Raw genomic sequence first — 18,753 nt, 5'->3', positions numbered from 1 at the left:
GTTTTCTCCCCCCAATGGCTTTCGTAATGGCATCTGCTTTGTGGCCCCTAATTTGGTTTTACGCTGTTTCTTTTTCCTGCGGGGTTTTGATGCTCCGTATTTGGCGATCGCCGCGCCCCCGTCCTCTGGGATGGTTCTGGGTGGCGGGGTTTGTCCTCGTCCTCACCTGGGGAATGAACCTGATTTCGATGGCTTGGGCTGCTTGGTGGGGCGGTATCGCTTGGTTGCTGTTGATCCTCGTACCATCTTTGGGCTTGCGGCAGATCCAGAGTCTCTTGTCCCGCCAAGATTTTCAACGGGCTTACCAATGGGCTTTGTATTTGCGATATCTTCATCCCTTTGATGGTTGGTGGGAACAGCCGCAGATCATTCGCGCTTTAATCTTGAGTCAACGGGGCCAACTCACCCCAGGCTTAAATCTTTTAGAAAAATACCAGGATCACCCCAGTTTTTTAGCCCGTCAGGCGATCGCCATGGATTATGCGATGCGGTTTGATTGGCCTGGACTGCTGACTTGGCTCCGGGGAATGGCGCAAACCCCCCAAGAACCTTTGCTTTTGGTTTACTATTGCCGCGCCCTGGGGGAAACGGGTCAACTGCCTGAACTCTTACAACTGGTGCTGAAACCAGAAACCAAAGCGCAACTATTGCGGGGGAGCGATCGCCGTCAGTGGCATTTGGTATTGCTATTTACGGCGGCTTTTTGTGGCGAAATCAAGACGGTGCAACGGTTATTGACAGGCCCTCTCCGGGATTATGCCAAAGAGATCAAGGGTTTTTGGCTGGCGATCGCCCACTACGGGGCCGGAAGTGTCTCCCAAGGAAATGCCATTTTACAGACTCTCCAGGAGGACTCAAATAAACGTTTCCGCAATGCCGTCCAGATGCGCCACCAACATCCTCCCCGACCAGCCCAATCGCTCCTCCCCATAGACGCTTATCCTGATTTAGCCCACCTCAGCCGCCTGGTACAACAGGAAACCCAAGAGCAGCTTTATCAATCCCTCGTAGGCCAACCACCTGCGGGGCAAAAGCAACTTTCGGTGAATTCTGTTTTAGTTGCCGTCAACTGTCTGGTATTCCTGGGGGCGATCGCCGCTAGTAATCCCGAAAATCCGGAAGCGATGCTCCAGGGTGGTGGTTTCATTCCCAACCAAGTGTTGCGGGGGGAATGGTGGCGCTTGTTTACGGCGAATTTTATCCATGTGGGGCTGGCCCATCTCTTAATGAATATGGCAACCTTGGCGTTGCTAGGCCCCTTTGCCGAAAAACATCTGGGGCGATCGCGTTATCTCCTTGTTTATTTAGGCAGTGGTTTCGGGGCGACGGTAACGCTGTTTGGGTTGGTGCTGTTGGCCCAGGGCTTTGACTATGAGGCATTTCCGGCGTGGTTGGCCTATCTCACTACAGAAATTCGCTATGGCTACCAGGTGTGGGTCGGGGCTTCTGGATCGATTATGGGCATGATCGGGGCGATCGCTGTGGTGTTGTGGCAGGGATGGCGACGGTTTCACCTCGAAGCCGCGGGCAGACAATTTCGCTTGATTTGCTTAATTATTGTGATCCAGTTTGCGGTGGATCTGAGTTCCCCCAATGTCAGTTTTTACAGCCATTTACTAGGCCTCTGTTGGGGAGTTACCCTAACCCTTTTGTTGAGGCGAATTTAAGGGGAATTGCTTTTGGCAATCGAAACAGTATGCTTTTCCGTCAAAGCGAATTTTATTATTAAAACAAAACATTGCGACTTTTTTAGAAATAGGTTGCTTACAGCAATAGCAATAGTATTTTGTTTTCTTTGTCTGTTCTATTGAAACGGGGTGCTGATTGTCTCTTTCTCTAGAAATAGAAAATTTTTTATAGTAATCAAACTGGGAAGGTCGATGATAACTGACTAGGTTTTTCGCTATTTGCTGCAATGATTCGGATGAAATTATTTTTGTGATTGAACCAAGGGTTGTCAATATACTTTCATTATTGAGATTGTCTCGTGTTTGTTTATAAAATTCGTCTGACTTAATGACAGCATCTGTTTTAAAATCTTTTGCCTTGGGACGAATCACGCGAGATTTTGGCGAAACTAAAACATAGGCAAGAAAATGGGGTTGTAATGGTATTCCCAGTCTTTTAGGTAGTATTTCTTCGCCCTGGAGAAAGTTCTTTAAAACTTTGATGTGTCTTTTATTTTGTTCAATGGGAGACTCTATTGCCCTGTAGCTTTTCTGGAATGAAACTAAAAATTCGCCATGTTCTGTGATTTTGATACCACGGGCATAATGTTTTGTTTCTAAGATATAAAAATCAAGAAATCTATTGATTAAGATATGGTCAATTTGAGCAACTAATCCATTATTCTCAATTCTAAGATCGTGAATAATCGCCCAGTTTGGTGAATTTTTATAATAAAAATCAATAAAATAAGCAGAATCCTTTTCTCCCTGATTACCAGAGGTGAGTCTCTTTAGCTCTGTTTTTGCCTGCAAAACTTTTGCTTCGGATAAATTAGGTAAATTGATAATCGTTTTTAACTGCTCTATGTTTGCATCAATAGGATCTTTTTCTTTGATGATCATGCTGATTAATTTATAAGGTAGTCCGAATAAAAAATATTATGACAACTAAATTTGTGATAAGAGTTTGTCATATTCTGCGTGGGAACCAATCCAAAACCAAATTATTGTGTCGCCATCTTGTTGGCCAACTGCTCTGTAGTTTTTACTGATGCGAGCTGAGTAGATTGGCAACTTGGGGTGAACCTGTTTAAACCGCAAACTGGGATGGGCTGGATCCTCTTGAAATTGACGATATGCGTGACGTGCTTGTTTTTGAACAGCATTAGGTAAGTTTGCGAGCGCCTTACGAAATTTAGCTGTTGTTCTTGACTTCACAATTCTTCAAATTTTAGTGCTTGAGTTTGGCCTGCCTTATATTCAGCGATCGCCTCAGCTGCTAAATCTGCTAGAAGTTCTTGGGATTGAGCAAAAGCAGTATCCCATTTGGCTTCATCCTCAAGCTCTTCCATAATCAAAGTGGCGATCGCATCTTGCTTTTCTGTATCCAAAGATTGCAGATGTTTAATTGCTTGTTCTAGAAGTTCAGTCATAAAAAAGCCGTTATTTTCTAATCAGATTATAGCGGAATTATAAAATTCTTAGACGGTTAGTGGGTTTCAGAGCGATCGCTTAGAATTTCGTTAGAAAAATCATGTAAAGTTCTAAATCTTTTCAGACCTTAATTAATGTTACTTGAAGTTCACAACCTACAGCCTGAGCATAACGGCGTAGGGTTGCCAAAGAAGGTGAATGCTTGCCATTACTAAGAGATGATTCTAACCGTGTGACAGCAGGGGCTTTAGTTCCCATGCGAGCAGCAACCTCCGCTTGAGAAAGACCAGCTTCTTGCCTTGCTTTGAGCATTTGTCTCAACAATGAAAATTCAGCTTCCATGTCATCGTACAGAATGCGCGTTTCAGGATTAGCTAATGCCTTTTTTTTCAGTTCAGCATGATTCATTTATTCTTGACCTCCGACATACGGCGTTTGGCAATTTTGAGTTCCTTCGCTGGTGTTTTCTGAGATTTTTTCACAAAGCCATGCAGCATAACGATCCGTTTCCCTACTAGCGTGCAGTAAAACACTCGTGCAATCCCTTCTCTACCTTTAATGCGAAGTTCAAATAAGCCGTCTGACATAGGTCGAGTATGGGGCATACCGAGATGGGAACCAAACTCTAGCATTAGATCCGTGAGACGAAAATACTTAGCCGACAAACTCGGTGGGAGTTCAAGGATGAACTTCTCAACATCAGAGTAAGGGTATTCAATGCTCCAGGACATAGCCTCAACATAACATAAATGTTACATTTTTTTGAATTTCTAGGAGGTTGCAGGGCGATCGCCACCTCCGATAATCTTCTGACTCCTTTCTTCGGGAGTATTAAAGGGGAAGTTCGTGACTTTTATGAAAAATATGACTTAATTGCACCAACTGCTGCACAGCTTCCGGTTGCCAATTTCCCTCAATATTGCGTTGGGTTAGGACTAACAAACGCAGGCTATACCGGGTTGGAAATCCTTCAATCTCTAGCCAGACCAAATCACTTTCTGCTTCGATGGCAATCCGTTCCTCTGGCATCAATTCCGAGGCAATACTTTCGACCGTATCGGCTAACTGCACCAACAAGCGACAAAAATCTTCAAATTCTGCTGCGGTTAATTCCACAGCCCAATCGTCGGCTCCAACCAAGCCTTGGAAAGTCCGGGTGGGGTCAGGATCCCAGCCTAACCGCCAACCCGTTCCTTTTTTGAGCGATCGCCCCATTTATTCGCCTCGATACTCTGGTTCACGCCCGTAAAGATAGACGAGGTAGCGCAATTTGCCAATGAGGTCATCACTCAGCATTTCCGGCTGGTAGCGCCAAGTCCAGTTGCCCGCGGCTACCCCAGGGGTATTCATCTTTGCCTCAGACCCTAAACCGAGAAGATCCTGGAGGGGGAAAACGGCAAGATTTGCCACGGAACCCAAGGCCAGACGAATCAAGCCCCAGTGAATCCCCTCATCGCAGAGACAACCAAGGTAATCCGTGACCCGTGCCTTTTCTTCGTCACTGCGCTTGTCAAACCAGCCCACAGTGGTGTCATTGTCATGGGTGCCCGTGTAGACAATGCAATTGCGATTAGTGTAGTTGAACGGTAGAAACGGATTGGCGCGATCGCTATCGAAGGCAAAGTGCAAAATTTTCATCCCCGGTAAGCGATATTTATCCCGTAGAGCCTCTACATCCGGCGTGATTACCCCCAGATCCTCAGCGACGATGGGCAATTCACCGAGTTTATCTTTGAGTAACGCAAAAAATTCGTCACCCTTAGCCTTAATCCAGCGGCCATTCATCGCCGTTTTTTCCCCTTGGGGCACCGCCCAAAACGCTTCAAAACCCCGGAAGTGATCGATACGAACAATATCGACATACTCCAGCATGGTTTTAATGCGCTCGATCCACCAGGAATAGTGACGGCGCGAAAGGTTACGCCAGTTGTAGACTGGGTTGCCCCAGAGTTGGCCCGTTTCGCTGAAATAATCCGGTGGGACTCCCGCCATCCACTTGGCAGCCCCGGTTTCATAATCGAGACGGAAAATTTTCGGATGGCCCCACACATCGGCGCTGTCGTGGGCCACATAGATCGGCAAATCCCCAAAGATTTGGATGCCCTTTTCATTGGCATAGCTTTTTAGGGTTGACCACTGGCGGAAAAATTCCGATTGGACGTATTTGTGGAAAAAGATTTGATCGGCGAGGATCTCTGTCTGCTCGGCGATCGCCTTTGGATCACGCCAAGCGAGGGCCGCATCCCAGTCATACCAGCTTTTACCATCGTGGGCTTCCTTGAGGGCCATAAAGAGCGCATAATCATTGAGCCAATAGGCCTGCTCTTCGCAAAAGGTTTGAAATTCTTGTTTTCTCTCTGGGGTCGCCACCGCCTGGAAGCGTTTACAGGCTTTTCTCAGGAGGGGCATCTTAAAGGCGATCGCCTGATCATAGTCCACCTGGTCTCCAGGACAACTCGGACAGGCCGCCAAATCAGCTTCTTCTAATAAATCTTCTGAAGCCAGCCATTCCAAATTTAACAGCATCGGATTGCCAGCAAAGGCCGAGTAACACAGATAAGGAGAATTCCCAAACCCCGTTGGCCCCAGGGGTAGAACTTGCCAAACCTGCTGTCCACTATCGGCAAGAAAATCAATAAATCGATAGGCTTCTGGCCCTAGATCGCCGATTCCAAATCGACCCGGCAAAGACGTAGGATGCAACAGAACACCACTAGCACGACGTTGAAACATACGCAGATTACAAGCTCACAATTTTTCTCTACTGGCCATCCTAGCAACCGTTTCCCGTACAGCCGGAGATTGTGACGATTTTTGACAGCTTAAGGTCAAGGTTTGCCTATATCCCGCCCATTCTGCCCAAATACTTTCCTTTTTTCCTTGCTTTTCCATTAAGTAATCCTTTAGCAAGAGCGCATCCCCCAAACACAGTCGTTACCATTAGGGCAGACCCACAAAGGAAAAAGCCTATGCCAGATCACAATAACGACATTACCCAAAGTCCCAGTCTTGACCGCGACTGCACCACCCTCTCCCGCCATGTTTTGCAACAGCTCCAGAGCTTCGACACGGCGGCCCAGGACATCAGCGCCATCATGAATCGCATTGCCCTCGCCGGAAAGCTTGTTGCCCGTCGCCTCAGTCGCGCTGGCTTGATGGAAGGGGTTCTCGGCTTCACAGGGGAAGAAAATGTCCAAGGAGAATCTGTCAAACGGATGGATCTCTATGCCAACGATGTCTTTATTTCCGTTTTCAAACAAAGTGGCCTCGTCTGTCGCCTCGCCTCCGAGGAAATGGAAAAACCCTACTACATTCCTGAAAACTGCCCCATCGGTCGCTATACACTGCTCTACGATCCGATTGATGGCTCCTCCAATGTCGATATTAATCTCAACGTGGGGTCTATCTTCTCCATTCGCCAACAAGAAGGCATGGACCTCGACGGAGACGCCGCCGACCTCCTCCAAAATGGCCATAAACAGCTTGCTGCTGGTTATATTCTCTATGGCCCTTCGACCATGTTGGTTTACTCCATTGGCACAGGGGTTCACTCGTTTATTCTCGATCCCAGTTTGGGGGAATTTATCCTCGCTGAAGAAAACATCACAATGCCCAACCATGGCTCGATCTACAGCGTCAATGAGGGGAATTTCTGGCAGTGGGAAGATTCGATTCGGGATTATATCCGCTATATGCACCGCCACGAAGGTTACACGGCCCGCTACAGCGGTGCCCTTGTGGGAGATTTACACCGCATCCTGATGCAGGGGGGCGTATTTCTCTATCCTGGTACGAAGAAAAAACCAGAGGGCAAACTGCGCCTCCTCTATGAAACAGCGCCATTAGCCTGGCTCATTGAACAGGCCGGGGGAAAAGCCAGTACAGGTACCATGCCGCTCCTGGATTTTGTGCCGACCTATCTTCACCAGCGCACCCCGACGATCCTCGGCAGTGTAGAAAATGTGGAATTGGTTGAATCGTTCATCCAAGAGGCAGAGCGAGAAACCGTCGGTGTTTAAGCATTGAGAGGATGTGGCAAAAATTCGGATCGACAACTGTGAGGTGAAGCTGAATGCAAGAGTTAACGGGGCGCATTGCCCATCAATCCTTGGGTGTTGGCGTATGGGTTCTCGAAACAGCAGCGGGGGTCAACTATGAACTGCGGGATTTGCCCCAGGTCTATCAGCAGCCAGGGCTGAAAGTTACTGTAACGGGAGAAGTCCTCGCCGATGCGGTTTCTGTTGCCATGGTGGGGCCAATTTTCGCCGTGGGTACTGTTACAAAACTTTAGCGCTACACTGAAGGCACTTGTACGCTTACCTGACATCAGTTTTGATGATGGTCGGCGATCGCCTTCTAAAAATCAGCCTTTTTAAAACCCTTTCATCATAAAACTCTTAAATACCATGCGTGTCCTCCTCATTTATCCGGTTTTTCCGCCCACCTTTTGGTCCTACGAAAAAATCCTTGAACTGGTCAACCGCAAGGTGCTGCTGCCCCCCTTGGGCTTAATTACTGTGGCGGCGATTCTACCCCAAGAATGGGAATTTAAGCTGGTTGACCGCAATATCCGTGCTGTCACCGAGGCGGAATGGGAATGGGCCGATCTGGTCTTGATGTCGGCGATGATCGTCCAAAAGGATGACCTGCTCGATCAAATCAAAGAAGCCAAAAAACGAGATAAATTAGTGGCCGTTGGTGGCCCCTACCCGACGTCGGTACCTGAAGAAGTCCAGGATGTGGGGGCGGACTTTTTGATCCTCGATGAAGGGGAAATCACCCTGCCGATGTTTGTGGAGGCCGTTAATAATGGCGCAACCTCAGGCACCTTTCGGGCTGAGGAAAAACCCGATGTCACCACCACCCCTGTCCCCCGTTATGATCTGCTGGAATTGGATCAGTATGATTCGATGTCAGTGCAATTTTCCCGGGGCTGTCCCTTCCAATGTGAATTTTGTGACATCATCGTTCTCTATGGGCGCAAACCCCGCACCAAAACCCCAGAGCAGCTTCTTAAGGAGTTAGATTGCCTCTACGAATTGGGTTGGCGACGGAGTATTTTCATGGTGGATGATAATTTCATCGGCAATAAACGCAATGTCAAACTCCTCCTCAAGGCCCTCAGGGAATGGCAACGGGAACATCAATATCCTTTCCGCTTTAATACCGAAGCTTCGGTGGATCTCGCTGACGATCCAGAACTGATGGATTTGATGGTGGAATGTTTCTTTGATGCGGTTTTCCTGGGTATTGAAACCCCTGACGAAGAGAGTTTACAACTGACGAAAAAATTTCAAAATACCCGCAGTTCCCTCGCTGAATCCATTGACAAAATTATTCAAGCGGGATTGCGACCCATGGCAGGCTTTATCATCGGTTTCGATGGGGAGAAAAAAGGGGCAGGCGATCGCATTATCAAATTTGCAGAACTGACGGCGATCCCCACCACCACCTTTGCGATGCTCCAGGCGCTACCGAATACGGCTCTCTGGCACCGCCTCGAAGCAGAAGGGCGACTCCGGGCGAAAAAGGACGGCAACATCAACCAAACGACCCTGATGAATTTCATCCCCACCCGTCCCCTCGAAGACATTGCCAATGAGTATGTCCACGCCTTTTGGCAACTCTACGATCCCCACCTTTATTTAGACCGCATTTACCGTTGTTTCCTGAAATTGGGCGCGCCCAAATGTCATCCCCCGGCCAAGTTGCCCAGCCTGGTCGATCTCAAGGCATTGGCGATCGTCATTTGGCGACAGGGCATTAAACGGGATACCCGCTGGCGCTTCTGGCACCATTTATTTGGTATTTTGCGCCACAATCCGGCAGTTTTTGAGCATTACCTCACCCTCTGCGCCCACAACGAGCATTTCCTGGAATATCGCCAGATCGTCAAAGACAGCATCGAAACCCAGTTAACGGAATTTTTAGAACAGGAAGAAACCTCTACTCCCACCCCCGTTACGGTGTAATTCCCACTAGGCCAATCATGTAAAAACAAAACTCCCCGATTTTCAATAGTTGGGGAGCTTTTTATTGCTTTGGGCAGGATAAAGAAATTTAGAGGGCCATGACAGCGAGGGCCTGGTCTAAAAGGGCGATCGCCTCATTGATTTCTGCGGCGGAAACAATCAGAGGCGGCACAAATCGGAGTACCTTCGGGCCAGCGGGAGCCAACAGTAGACCCTTTTCCATCGCTGCTTTGACCACTTCAATGGAGGTGAGTTCGAGGTCTGCTTTAATTTCCATGCCATTGATCAAACCCCAGCCCCGGACATCGCTGAAGTAGGGATATTTTTCCGCCAGGGTCTTTAAACCCGCCCGGAGCTGCTCCCCACGGGCGTTGACATTTTCGAGTAGGTTTTCCTGTTCGAGGGTTTCAACCACCGCTAGGGCCGCCGCACAGGAGAATGGGTTACCGCCAAAGGTGCTGGCGTGTTCCCCAGGGTTAAAGACCGCACAGGAATCCTTGCACATCATCGCGCCAATGGGGATACCTCCCGCTAATCCCTTCGCACTGGTGAAAATATCCGGTTCAATGCCGAGGTTTTCGTAGCCCCAGTATTTGCCAGTTCTCCCGACCCCAACTTGCACTTCATCGAGGACAAGAAGAATTCCGTTTTCGTCACAAATGCGCCGCACTGCTTTGAAATATTCCACATCACCAGGCCGGACGCCCCCTTCTCCCTGGAGGGCTTCGAGCATAATGGCGGCGACGCGGCGGTTACCTTCATCGATGTCGGTGATCGCTTCTTCGAGGGCGCGAATGTCGTTGTAGGGCACGTAGGCAAACCCATCGGGGAGCGGGTCGAAATGTTTTTGGTATTTGGGTTGTCCGGTAGCGGTAATCGTCGCAAGGGTGCGCCCGTGGAAGCTCGATTTCGCCGAAAGGATCACGGGTTGTTCGAGGAAATCTGAGACGGTGTGAGCATATTTACGGACTAATTTAATCGCCGCTTCGTTGGCTTCGGCCCCGGAGTTGCAGAAAAAGACTTTATCGGCACAGGAATGTTCGACGATCCACTGGGCTAAAGCGCCTTGCTCTGGGATGTAGTAGAGGTTAGAAATATGGTGCAGTTTTTGAATCTGCGCACTGACCGCTTGGATCAGGGCTGGGTGGGCATGGCCCAGGGTGCAGGTGGCGATGCCTGCGACAAAATCGAGATAACTTTTCCCTTCGGTATCCCACAGACGACATCCTTCCCCCTTGGCGATCGCCACCGGAAAGCGCCCATAGGTATGCATCACATACTGATCGAACTGAGTTGGGTTAAAGCTTTGGGCTGGGGAATGGTTCAGTAGCGTTTGGGGACTCACGGGTTACTCCTCTTCGATGGCGAGACTCAAAGTTAAATTTCAGTTTAGCCAATGGGTAATCTTTTTTGCTAAATACAAGGGGGGAATGAGCTAAAGAAATTCTATGTTTTTTTAGCTTCCTACAGGTCGGCTGAAATTGTCTGCAACTTTCCCTACAAACATCAGACTTATCTTGAGGTTCATCGGTGTACAGCATTGAGCAAAAATATAGACGCCTCAGGGGGCAACTGCAATTGGGTCTGCTGATGCTTGTGGCGCTGTTTCTGCTGGGGACAAGTTGGTTTATTGTCGTGGAGCAGTGGTCATGGGTAGATGCGGCCTACATGACGATGATCACCTTAGCCACGGTGGGCTTTGGGGAAATTCATCCCCTAGGTGATCGCTCTCGGATATTCACCATTATTCTGATTTTTTTGGGCTTGATTGCGGTTGGTTATATCGTCAACCGTTTCATCGAAGCAATGATTAGCGGCTATTTTCAGGAGATAAAAAAATTGAAACAGTATCAGCAGCAAATTAGTCGTCTCAATAACCATTACATTGTTTGTGGCCTCGGTCGCACAGGGCAGCAGGTGGCCCGGGAATTTCTCGCCGAGAATATTCCCTTTGTCGTCATTGACCAAGATCCCGACATTATCGAAGCCGCTCAGGATCAAGGCTACATTTGCATCCAAGGAGATGCCACCCTCGATCAACATCTCCATGAAGCGAAAATCGACCGGGCAACTTGTTTGGTGGCGGCCCTCAGCTCCGATGCAGAAAATCTCTATACGGTACTCTCTGCCAAAACATTGAATCCAAAAATTCGGGCGATCGCCAGGGCCAGTACCGAAGAAGCCGTGGAAAAATTACGCCGCGCCGGAGCCGATGCCGTTGTTTCTCCCTACATTACCGGGGGACGTCGTCTGGCCGCCGCGGCCCTGAGACCCCAGGTTATGGATTTTGTTGATGGCATTCTGACTGGCGCAGAACGGTCTTACTACCTCGAAGAAATTCGTGTGGATAGCAATTGCGGCGGTTACATTGGCAAAAGCCTCAGTGAAGCCCGACTCAGGGTACAGTCCGGTGCCCTCGTCCTCGCCATTCGCCGTCAAGATGGCAGCCTTATTCCTGGGCCGACGGGTGATACCTTACTGTTATCTGGGGACTTTTTAATTTGTATGGGCACAGCCGAACAACTGCGTAAATTAAATAGTATTTTGATCCCTGTACAAACCGATGGGCCTCTACGTCCCCCCCAGCGCTAGGTCAGTGTTTCCTGAAACAATGCTCCACCCAGGCTAGGCCACAAAAAATATTGATACAAACTTTTGTTAATATTGATACCAACTTAGAATTCTTGAGATAATAAGAGGAATCCACCCACCATGACTGACAAGAAAATTGTAGTTTCCCCGTCCATTCTTTCAGCGGACTTTAGCCGCCTTGGTGAAGAAATTAAAGCAGTCGATGAGGCTGGCGCTGATTGGATCCACGTCGATGTCATGGATGGTCGTTTTGTCCCGAATATCACCATTGGGCCGTTAATCGTCGAAGCCATTCGTCCCTACACCAAAAAGCCTTTGGATGTGCATTTGATGATCGTTGAGCCAGAAAAATACGTGGCAAATTTTGCTAAAGCTGGCGCTGACATTATCTCCGTCCACGCCGAACACAATGCGTCTCCCCACCTCCACCGCACCCTCTGCCAGATTCGTGAACTGGGTAAAAAATCTGGGGTTGTGCTGAATCCTTCTACGCCCCTTGACATCATTGAGCACGTCCTTGATGTTTGTGACCTGATTTTGATCATGAGCGTAAACCCTGGGTTCGGCGGCCAAAGCTTCATTCCTTCGATGGTGAACAAAATCGAAAAACTCCGGGCCATGTGTGATGAGCGCGGCCTGGATCCTTGGATTGAAGTCGATGGTGGCATCAAACCTGCTAATGCGTGGCAAGTGATTGATGCGGGTGCAAATGCGATTGTTGCGGGTTCTGCTGTTTTCAAGGCCCCCAGTTATGCTGAGGCGATTGAAGGGATTCGTAACAGTAAGAAATCAGAAGCGGTTGCGGCCTAGGACATCCCCCTAAATCCCCCTTCAAAGGGGGACTTCAGACCGGCAGATGTTTTAACACAATGAATGAGTGGGGAAAAACAGTTTTGTTTTTCCCTATTTTTGTGGCCAAGGGAGTCTGGTGGCATAATCGAAATGCTCCCCTCTAGAATGGTTGTGCTGTGAAAGAGTCGGATTTGCGTCGATTGGCGGAACAGGGAAATCCCCAGGCGATCGCCCAGGTGTTAAGGCAAGCGTTTCAACCCCACCAGATCCGGGTGATGCTCAAACGGGTGGCTGATAAGCACCTCAAAATTCAACTCGAAGGTTTTAATACCCCCGACCAGGCGATCGCCAAACAAATCCTTACCCCTTGGCAGAAAATCTGGGAGCACACGATCACGGAAACCTTTACTGTTGAAGGCATTCGATTTGGGGAAGTTACCCCCGACTGGGAATGGACAATTGTAGCGGGCTTACTCTCCCCTGCCGAACGAGAACCCTCCCCGGAAGCACTCAGTGCCCAAGAATCACCTAAAAAGGCAGCCCTCAAAAATGATGATCTCACCCTGAAACTCCGGCAACTACTCGCTGCATACCTATGGAGTATCAAAGTTACCCCTTCCGCTGGGGCCTTGGTGATCAAGTTAACGGTAATTGACCAGCGCGATCGCCAAGATTATTGCCAGATTATCCAGCAGGCTTTGCAGCATTTCTCCCTGGATGATGTCGAAAAAGTTTATCTCAATGTCTACCATCGCCAGCAACGACAATACCTCCTCAAAACTTGTTTTTCCCTCCATGGCGCCCTGCCGTCCCAAATCCCCAACCAGCGCCCCCGGTCACGGCAACTGTCTCCGGATACCCCCCAGGCGCTCCTCATTGGTGGCGGCCTAGGTCTAATTCTCTTTTTGTTGCCCCCCAGTCGCTTTATTCTGAATACCTTTCTCACCCTCGTCCATGAAATTGGCCATGCGATCGCCTTTTGGCTGTTTGGCTATCCCGCTGTGCCGAGTTTTGACTTTATCTTTGGGGGGGGAATTACCCTCGCCCTCGGCCGTGCCAGCATTATTTTGTGGCTACTCTACGGGGCGATCGCCTATCTCGCTTGGCAATACCGTCGCAATCGCGGCACCCTAATCACCTTGGCAGGTCTGACTCTCCTGCAAATCCTTTTGATCCTGACGGGTTGGGATCAAATCGCCATTATCGCCATGGGTCATCTCTTAGAAATTGCCGCCGTCTTTATTTGTCTGTACTTTGCCCTCGGCAAATATTTTTGCCATGTCTCCGGCGAACAAACCCTTTATGCTCTGTTGGCCAGTTTTAGCTTTCTGGAAAATGGTGCCTTTTTCGGGCAGCTTATGACCAGCGAAACGTTCCGCATTGCCTACCGGGTCGGGAAAGGGGGCCTCCTCGACCATGACCTGGTGCGTCTGACCCAAGATTTTTTCGCGATGTCCCTGTCAACCCTGGCGGGTTGCTTTCTGCTGCTGACTCTCCTCGCGCCCGTGCTGGCCTTTGGGGCATTTTATTGGGAATCCCGCTGGGTACCTCAGTTTTATCGACTGTGCCAACCGAGCCCCAAACCTTAAAAATTGCCGTAAAAAAACCTATCCCTCAGGAATAGGTTAATTGCCATTGAAAATTTAGGTTTGACTTACAAACATCTTCCTAAACGCAGCAAGATTTCGTTTGTATTTTTAATAGTCACCGGTGTTTAGACGTTGGTCACCATCAATAAACACATCGGCAGGCGGTGTTACAGTGAAACGCTCCAAATTTTCCTCTAACCGTGCCAGTTGCTTCTCGCTGAGGTCGGGGATATTCAATACATCTTCAACGCTGTCATAGGGGGCATTTTCGATGATGCGTTTGGCCAATGTGGGATAAAATCCACGGAGCTCGCGGAAAAGACGGACGCTGGCGTTGTTTAGGTCAATTTTCTTGCCATATTCTGACTCAAGCACCTTGTCAGCGGGATTAACACGCTCACCGAGCACGGCTGCAGAAACAAAGCCATTGCTTAAATCGAGGGCTTGGGCTTGGGGCTGAACGCTAAAGAACGCGCAACCGAACATGAGGACGAGCCCCATTAATGCACTCACAACTCTACTCATTATGATTGATTCCTCCTAGGCTTTTCCCAGCTTTTTTTGATGATTCTTAGATTTATGTAAAATACTAAGCTTCAGGCGGCCTGAAACTACTAACGTAAAAAATTCTGGCTTATTATTTCATTTTTCCGGCTTGATTGTCACCCTCGGCTTTTTTGATTCTGAAGAATGGCAACAAAAGTTAATAAATATTGCGCTGTGTGACGGCAGCTTATCATTTTCCGGTGGCGATCGCCTCCCTTGGCATCTTCCCAGGGAGATGGGCCATAATGATCTTTTGGTAGTTTATTTAACATCAGGAGTTTAATTTATGTCTCTCCGGTTAGGCGATGTGGCCCCCAACTTTACCCAAGATTCCACCATTGGGGAAATTGATTTTTACGATTGGGCCGGCGACAGTTGGGTTGTTTTGTTTTCTCACCCCGCTGACTTTACCCCCGTGTGCACCACCGAATTGGGCGAAGTGGCTCGGTTAAAGGGAGAGTTTGAAAAGCGAAATGCTAAGGTAATTGCCCTCAGCGTTGATGACACGGCCTCCCACAATGGCTGGGTGGGTGACATTGACGAAACCCAGGGATGTGCTGTCAATTACCCGATTTTGTCCGACGCAGATCAGAAGGTCGCTACCCTCTACAATATGATCCACCCCAATGCCAACCCGAAGGTGACGGTGCGGACAGTCTTTGTCATTGATCCTGAGCGGAAGGTACGTTTAACCATTACCTATCCCCCCAGCACTGGTCGGAATTTCCAAGAAATTTTGCGGGTTTTGGATTCGTTGCAACTCACAGACAACTACAGCGTAGCGACCCCTGTCAACTGGCAGGATGGTGAAGATGTTGTGGTTTCTCCGGCAATCTCCACTGAGGATGCGAAGGTCAAGTTTCCAAAGGGCGTTAAGGAAATCAAGCCCTATCTCCGTATGACCCCCCAACCGAATAAGTAGAGCCTCAGATCCTAGGGGCTGGCAGTCTCCGAAAAAGGCGATCGCCAGCCCCAGCAATACAGGTCAAACTATCGGCGTTATCCTTCACCCAATAGCAGCTTGATTAGAATTTTAAAAAAGCGTTGCCTGTAAAGTTTTAGCAAGCTGGGTATGGAGTTTATGGCTTGCTTTATAGGCTAGGTAATGGGCCGTGGGGATCGTGCCTAGCAAACTCAAATCCCCGATTAAATCAAGGAGCTTATGGCGAGCCGGCTCATTCTCAAACCGGAGCGGCGGATTGAGCCATTTTTCCTGATCACAAACGAGGGCATTATCAAGACTGCCTCCCTGAATTAAACCAGCTTTTTTCAATTGCTCAATTTGATCGGCAAAGCCAAACGTCCGGGCCGGGGCGATCGCCTGGGCAAAGGGTTCTGCTGCGGGGTTCCAACTGTGCCACTGGTTGCCAATGGGCTTGTAGGTGAAATCGATGCCATAGGTAAACCGCAGTTCCGGTGAGGGTAAGGCTGCCACAAACGCGTCATCTTCCCGGAGCCAAACGGGTTCTGCGACCACAGGAACGGCGATCGCTTCATCCGTGAGGGTCTGGGTGCCTGCCTTGGCGATCGCCTCTACCCACTGCGCTGCCGAGCCATCCAACAGGGGTAACTCCGGCCCATCTATTTCGAGGCGCACAGCATCGATCCCAAGACCCACCAATGCCGCTAACAAATGCTCTGTGGTTCTGACCTTGGCCTCGCCCACTGCCAATTCCGTAGACAAAAGGGTTTGATCGACGGCCTCAATGCGGGCCGGGATCTGGGGTTGCCCTGGTAAATCTGTACGCACAAAATAACGACCCTGGTGGCGATCGCCAGGCACGAGCCTTAGGGTGACCCGTTGCCCCGAATGGAGACCCACCCCAGAACATTCAACGGTTGTTTTTAACGTTTTAACCATCACAAAAAAGGGGGTTGCCCCCCACGAAATCAGACCGATAACACCCTAGAAACGCTCACCAATACCAAAGTGAATACGACTGTCCCCTTGGTCGTTAAGCCCATAATCCACCCGGATTGGCCCCAGGGGAGAATTCACCCGCACACCGATACCATAGCCGAAACCATTACCGAGCTTACCACGGGTCCCCGCCGGATCTCCAGGCACATCATCCCCGGAACCGAGGTCTGTGGCATAGTCCGCAAATAACGCGCCACCCACCGCCGAGAAAATGGGGAAGCGATATTCTGCTGTCGCTTGGATGTAGTTACGGCCACTGCCGAGGTCCCCTTCTTCAAAGCCCCGAACCGAGTTACTCCCCCCAAGGGAGAAGGCTTCGTAGGGGGGTAAATCCCCGATAATTGCGCCCCCTTGGATATTGAAGGCCAAAGTATGGGGTTTCTCTTCACTGCCAAAACTGGGGAGTTTAATCGGTGAATCCATATAGATACTGTGGCTGGCCCGGAGTCGGTTAAAGAGAATACTGCCACTACCGATAGGAATGGTCTGGTCGGTACCGAAACGGGTAATGGAGCCGCGGGTTGCCCCATCGAAGCTTGTCCGTTTATCGCGCACCACATTCAGACTTAGAGCAAAGATATCGTCAATACCATTGTCAGAGAAACTGAGTTGGTTCCCAGCTTCGTCGATAAACTCTGTATCACCATCGGCATTAGTAATCCGGACGCGATTGTAGTCGAAGCCGAGGGAGGCGCGCCATTCAGAGGGGCCAAAAACATCCTTCGATAAAGGACGACTAAAGGTCACCCCACCGCCAATCCGGTTAATTCGGGGGCGATCGCCACTGGGGTCGAGATCAACATCATTTTCCCCACCATCAAAGATCAGTGAGATAGAACGACGGCGGAAAGCATTGACCGAATAGGACGTCCGGTAAGGATCGCCGGCAATCCAAGGATCTGTAAAGGATAGATCGAACAGAGCATCCCGTTGTCCTAATTGGAATTCGGCTGCCAGACGCTGGTTATTGCCGCCCAGGTTTTGTTGTTGGTAGCTCACACTCCCAAAGAAACCGCTGGCGGAGCTAATTCCCCCACCCGCAGCGATGGAGCCTGTATTTCCTTCAATGACATTTAGATTGAGGACAGCCTGGGTCGGATCTTCGGTGCCTGTGGTGAAATCTAACTGGACATCTTCAAATAACCCCAGACCAAACACCCGCTGAAGATCCCGTTGGGCGACATCCCGCCGGAAAACGTCTCCTGGCTTGAGTTCCATTTCCCGCGTGATGATAAAGTCTCGGGTCTTGCCATCAACGGATTCATTGTCGGCGTTGATGAAATTGACTTGGATATCTTCGATCACCCCTTCAACGACGACGAGGGTCACAACCCCATCGGCACTGGGTTCATCAATACCGATCACTTTCGCTAAATCGTAGCCATTGTCTTGGTACCACTGCTGGAGTTGTTGCAGCTTATTACTGCCCTCTTGGAAATCATTGAGGTTGATAATTTCGCCATAGCGATCGCTAAAAATATTATCGACAACTTCGGGAGGGGTAATATTTTGACTGCCTTCTAGGGGCAATGCCTGCACGACGATATCGGTCAAAACGGGGTTGGGCACCACGTCAAATGTCACCCGTACCCCAAGGGGTGTATCTTCCGGGGTGGCGACTACATTGGCAAACAAACCTGTCGCATAAACACGGTTCACGTCATTACGGATTTGTGAAACCGTCGTCGGCCGCCCGGCTTGGGTTTCAATGGCGCGGATAATTCTTTGTTCCAGTTCGACGTTGTCGCCCACACCATTAATCTGAATTTCTGCGACCAATACCCTAGGCTCGTTGGGGTTGGCTTGCTGGGCATTGGAATTTCCCTGCTGCTGGGCGTAGAGTTGCGGCAGATTACTATCTTGGGGAGCTTCTTGAGCCTGAGCAACGGGAGAAGTAACAGCTTGGGTTGATGATTGGGCCAGGTTTTCGGACTGGGGCGCTGGCGTCTGGGAAGCTGGTGCTGCTGTGGGGGCTACGTCCTCTACGGGCAGAGCTGGCACAACAACTTGGGTCGCCGTTGGCACCAGGGGATCGGAGTGACTCCCTTCTGATCGGGGTTCGGCATGGGCCGGAGACATCACACCCAAAGAGGCGATCGCCGCCCAAAGTGCGAGGGCCTGGGGGGAAAAATAGTCTAAATTTTGTTGTTTCTGCACGTCCAAACACCAGATCAAACGAAAGTTATCAGCACTATATTTATAAGTGCTTTTTCTGTAAATCGGCCAACATGAGTAATTTA

19 protein-coding genes are annotated in these 18,753 nt (G+C 49.5%); 8 read left to right on the top strand and 11 right to left on the bottom strand.

Annotation, left to right across the window (positions count from 1 at the left end; genetic code table 11):
* The first annotated feature begins 26 nt into the window (after positions 1-26).
* Positions 27-1,667, top strand: coding sequence for a rhomboid family intramembrane serine protease (locus AACR41_RS14680; RefSeq protein WP_030006112.1), 1,641 nt, complete (start codon positions 27-29; stop codon positions 1,665-1,667).
* Here AACR41_RS14680 and AACR41_RS14675 read toward each other — a convergent pair.
* From AACR41_RS14675 to malQ, 7 genes are all read right to left on the bottom strand, one after another.
* Positions 1,641-2,570: a nuclease-related domain-containing protein gene (locus AACR41_RS14675; protein ID WP_030006111.1), complete on the bottom strand. Its 930-nt coding sequence runs from the start codon at positions 2,568-2,570 to the stop codon at positions 1,641-1,643. The genes AACR41_RS14680 and AACR41_RS14675 overlap by 27 nt on opposite strands.
* Before the next feature lie 45 nt (positions 2,571-2,615).
* Positions 2,616-2,885 carry a type II toxin-antitoxin system RelE family toxin gene (locus tag AACR41_RS14670; protein WP_030006110.1) on the bottom strand — a complete coding sequence of 90 codons (270 nt, stop codon included), beginning with the start codon at positions 2,883-2,885 and terminating at the stop codon, positions 2,616-2,618.
* Entirely contained in the window at positions 2,882-3,100 is a 219-nt protein-coding gene (locus tag AACR41_RS14665; protein WP_030006109.1) for a hypothetical protein, read from the bottom strand. The genes AACR41_RS14670 and AACR41_RS14665 overlap by 4 nt, the downstream gene beginning before the upstream one ends.
* A gap of 121 nt (positions 3,101-3,221) precedes the next feature.
* Positions 3,222-3,509 carry a helix-turn-helix domain-containing protein gene (locus tag AACR41_RS14660; RefSeq protein ID WP_030006108.1) on the bottom strand — a complete coding sequence of 96 codons (288 nt, stop codon included), beginning with the start codon at positions 3,507-3,509 and terminating at the stop codon, positions 3,222-3,224.
* Positions 3,506-3,832 (bottom strand): type II toxin-antitoxin system RelE/ParE family toxin, encoded by a 327-nt coding sequence (locus tag AACR41_RS14655; RefSeq protein WP_030006107.1) that lies wholly within the window; start codon positions 3,830-3,832, stop codon positions 3,506-3,508. The genes AACR41_RS14660 and AACR41_RS14655 overlap by 4 nt, the downstream gene beginning before the upstream one ends.
* Positions 3,833-3,932: 100 nt before the next feature.
* Positions 3,933-4,316, bottom strand: coding sequence for a DUF1818 family protein (locus tag AACR41_RS14650; RefSeq protein WP_030006106.1), 384 nt, complete (start codon positions 4,314-4,316; stop codon positions 3,933-3,935).
* Positions 4,317-5,834, bottom strand: a complete 1,518-nt coding sequence (malQ, locus tag AACR41_RS14645; protein ID WP_030006105.1) for a 4-alpha-glucanotransferase — start codon at positions 5,832-5,834, stop codon at positions 4,317-4,319.
* 236 nt (positions 5,835-6,070) lie between these two features.
* On the opposite strand from malQ, the gene fbp reads away from it, so the two are divergent.
* The 3 genes from fbp (at position 6,071) to AACR41_RS14630 (ending at position 9,073) form a co-directional block, all read left to right on the top strand.
* Positions 6,071-7,120 (top strand): class 1 fructose-bisphosphatase, encoded by a 1,050-nt coding sequence (fbp, locus tag AACR41_RS14640; RefSeq protein ID WP_030006104.1) that lies wholly within the window; start codon positions 6,071-6,073, stop codon positions 7,118-7,120.
* A 53-nt stretch (positions 7,121-7,173) separates the two neighbouring features.
* The gene (locus tag AACR41_RS14635; RefSeq protein ID WP_030006103.1) at positions 7,174-7,392 is read left to right on the top strand and encodes a DUF5818 domain-containing protein; all 219 of its coding nucleotides are present in this window, start codon (positions 7,174-7,176) and stop codon (positions 7,390-7,392) included.
* 115 nt (positions 7,393-7,507) lie between these two features.
* Entirely contained in the window at positions 7,508-9,073 is a 1,566-nt protein-coding gene (locus AACR41_RS14630) for a B12-binding domain-containing radical SAM protein (RefSeq protein WP_030006102.1), read from the top strand.
* A gap of 88 nt (positions 9,074-9,161) precedes the next feature.
* On the opposite strand, the gene AACR41_RS14625 is transcribed toward AACR41_RS14630, so the two are convergent.
* The gene (locus AACR41_RS14625) at positions 9,162-10,418 is read right to left on the bottom strand and encodes an acetylornithine transaminase (protein ID WP_030006101.1); all 1,257 of its coding nucleotides are present in this window, start codon (positions 10,416-10,418) and stop codon (positions 9,162-9,164) included.
* 245 nt (positions 10,419-10,663) lie between these two features.
* Between AACR41_RS14625 and AACR41_RS14620 the strand changes: the two genes are divergently transcribed.
* The 3 genes from AACR41_RS14620 (at position 10,664) to AACR41_RS14610 (ending at position 14,046) form a co-directional block, all read left to right on the top strand.
* A complete protein-coding gene (locus AACR41_RS14620; RefSeq protein WP_045441446.1) occupies positions 10,664-11,665 on the top strand; it encodes a potassium channel family protein in 1,002 nt (333 codons plus the stop codon).
* 120 nt (positions 11,666-11,785) lie between these two features.
* The gene (rpe, locus tag AACR41_RS14615; RefSeq protein WP_012305958.1) at positions 11,786-12,475 is read left to right on the top strand and encodes a ribulose-phosphate 3-epimerase; all 690 of its coding nucleotides are present in this window, start codon (positions 11,786-11,788) and stop codon (positions 12,473-12,475) included.
* Positions 12,476-12,633: 158 nt separating this feature from the next.
* On the top strand, positions 12,634-14,046 hold the full coding sequence (locus AACR41_RS14610) for a hypothetical protein (protein WP_030006100.1): 1,413 nt from the start codon (positions 12,634-12,636) through the stop codon (positions 14,044-14,046).
* A gap of 108 nt (positions 14,047-14,154) precedes the next feature.
* Here the strand turns inward: AACR41_RS14610 and psbU are convergent, their stop codons facing one another.
* Positions 14,155-14,571, bottom strand: coding sequence for a photosystem II complex extrinsic protein PsbU (psbU, locus tag AACR41_RS14605; RefSeq protein ID WP_012305956.1), 417 nt, complete (start codon positions 14,569-14,571; stop codon positions 14,155-14,157).
* A 307-nt stretch (positions 14,572-14,878) separates the two neighbouring features.
* On the opposite strand from psbU, the gene AACR41_RS14600 reads away from it, so the two are divergent.
* Positions 14,879-15,514, top strand: coding sequence for a peroxiredoxin (locus AACR41_RS14600; protein WP_030006099.1), 636 nt, complete (start codon positions 14,879-14,881; stop codon positions 15,512-15,514).
* Positions 15,515-15,625: 111 nt separating this feature from the next.
* Here the strand turns inward: AACR41_RS14600 and lpxC are convergent, their stop codons facing one another.
* The gene (lpxC, locus tag AACR41_RS14595; RefSeq protein WP_030006098.1) at positions 15,626-16,453 is read right to left on the bottom strand and encodes a UDP-3-O-acyl-N-acetylglucosamine deacetylase; all 828 of its coding nucleotides are present in this window, start codon (positions 16,451-16,453) and stop codon (positions 15,626-15,628) included.
* 45 nt (positions 16,454-16,498) lie between these two features.
* Positions 16,499-18,670 (bottom strand): BamA/TamA family outer membrane protein, encoded by a 2,172-nt coding sequence (locus tag AACR41_RS14590; RefSeq protein ID WP_030006097.1) that lies wholly within the window; start codon positions 18,668-18,670, stop codon positions 16,499-16,501.
* Between the last annotated feature and the right edge of the window lie 83 nt (positions 18,671-18,753).

Origin of the sequence: Picosynechococcus sp. NKBG042902 (assembly GCF_963864045.1) — a bacterium.
In the GTDB taxonomy this organism is placed as follows: domain Bacteria; phylum Cyanobacteriota; class Cyanobacteriia; order Cyanobacteriales; family MRBY01; genus MRBY01.
The sequence above is the reverse complement of the archived record's forward strand: the minus strand, read 5'-3'. Positions and strand labels throughout refer to the sequence as shown.

Bases quoted from the DNA above. Each gene is read 5' to 3' on its own strand.
- AACR41_RS14680 (WP_030006112.1), top strand. From the start codon at position 27: ATGGCATCTGCTTTGTGGCCCCTAATTTGGTTTTACGCTGTTTCTTTT.
- AACR41_RS14675 (WP_030006111.1), bottom strand. From the start codon at position 2,570: ATGATCATCAAAGAAAAAGATCCTATTGATGCAAACATAGAGCAGTTA.
- AACR41_RS14665 (WP_030006109.1), bottom strand. From the start codon at position 3,100: ATGACTGAACTTCTAGAACAAGCAATTAAACATCTGCAATCTTTGGAT.
- AACR41_RS14660 (WP_030006108.1), bottom strand. From the start codon at position 3,509: ATGAATCATGCTGAACTGAAAAAAAAGGCATTAGCTAATCCTGAAACG.
- AACR41_RS14655 (WP_030006107.1), bottom strand. From the start codon at position 3,832: ATGTCCTGGAGCATTGAATACCCTTACTCTGATGTTGAGAAGTTCATC.
- AACR41_RS14650 (WP_030006106.1), bottom strand. From the start codon at position 4,316: ATGGGGCGATCGCTCAAAAAAGGAACGGGTTGGCGGTTAGGCTGGGAT.
- malQ (WP_030006105.1), bottom strand. From the start codon at position 5,834: ATGTTTCAACGTCGTGCTAGTGGTGTTCTGTTGCATCCTACGTCTTTG.
- fbp (WP_030006104.1), top strand. From the start codon at position 6,071: ATGCCAGATCACAATAACGACATTACCCAAAGTCCCAGTCTTGACCGC.
- AACR41_RS14635 (WP_030006103.1), top strand. From the start codon at position 7,174: ATGCAAGAGTTAACGGGGCGCATTGCCCATCAATCCTTGGGTGTTGGC.
- AACR41_RS14630 (WP_030006102.1), top strand. From the start codon at position 7,508: ATGCGTGTCCTCCTCATTTATCCGGTTTTTCCGCCCACCTTTTGGTCC.
- AACR41_RS14620 (WP_045441446.1), top strand. From the start codon at position 10,664: ATGCTTGTGGCGCTGTTTCTGCTGGGGACAAGTTGGTTTATTGTCGTG.
- rpe (WP_012305958.1), top strand. From the start codon at position 11,786: ATGACTGACAAGAAAATTGTAGTTTCCCCGTCCATTCTTTCAGCGGAC.
- psbU (WP_012305956.1), bottom strand. From the start codon at position 14,571: ATGAGTAGAGTTGTGAGTGCATTAATGGGGCTCGTCCTCATGTTCGGT.
- AACR41_RS14600 (WP_030006099.1), top strand. From the start codon at position 14,879: ATGTCTCTCCGGTTAGGCGATGTGGCCCCCAACTTTACCCAAGATTCC.
- lpxC (WP_030006098.1), bottom strand. From the start codon at position 16,453: ATGGTTAAAACGTTAAAAACAACCGTTGAATGTTCTGGGGTGGGTCTC.